We start from the raw sequence: 361 nt of genomic DNA, 5'->3' as shown, positions 1-361 counted from the left end.
GCTAAGTCGTAACAAGGTAGCCGTACCGGAAGGTGCGGCTGGAACACCTCCTTTCTAGAGCCTAATTTGTTAGTTTAGCAATAAACACGATTAGGAAAGAAGACAAAGATTATATTGGAATAGAATAGATACATTTTATTACTCTTGCTGTTAGTTCAAATAATACAATTAAGTAAAAGATAAACGATTTAAGATTGTTGAATGCTGATTGGAGATTATAGGTTGAAGAATCTAGATCAAAAATCGTTAATCATAAATCAGAAATCACCTTGTCTCGTAGCTCAGCTGGTTAGAGTACTACACTGATAATGTAGGGGTCGACAGTTCGAGTCTGTCCGAGACAACAATTACTTAAAAAAAA

Annotated in this window: 1 tRNA gene and 1 rRNA gene; both read left to right on the top strand. The window is 35.2% G+C overall.

What is annotated here, in order from left to right:
• Positions 1-54 (top strand): 16S ribosomal RNA (locus tag J3S90_RS15770); the annotation flags it as partial.
• A gap of 216 nt (positions 55-270) precedes the next feature.
• Positions 271-344, top strand: a tRNA-Ile gene (locus J3S90_RS15765).
• Positions 345-361 lie beyond the last annotated feature (17 nt).

The organism is Flavobacterium flabelliforme (assembly GCF_017948675.1).
GTDB lineage: Bacteria > Bacteroidota > Bacteroidia > Flavobacteriales > Flavobacteriaceae > Flavobacterium > Flavobacterium pygoscelis.
Note: the sequence above shows the minus strand (reverse complement) of the source record. Positions and strands in the feature narration are given on the sequence as shown.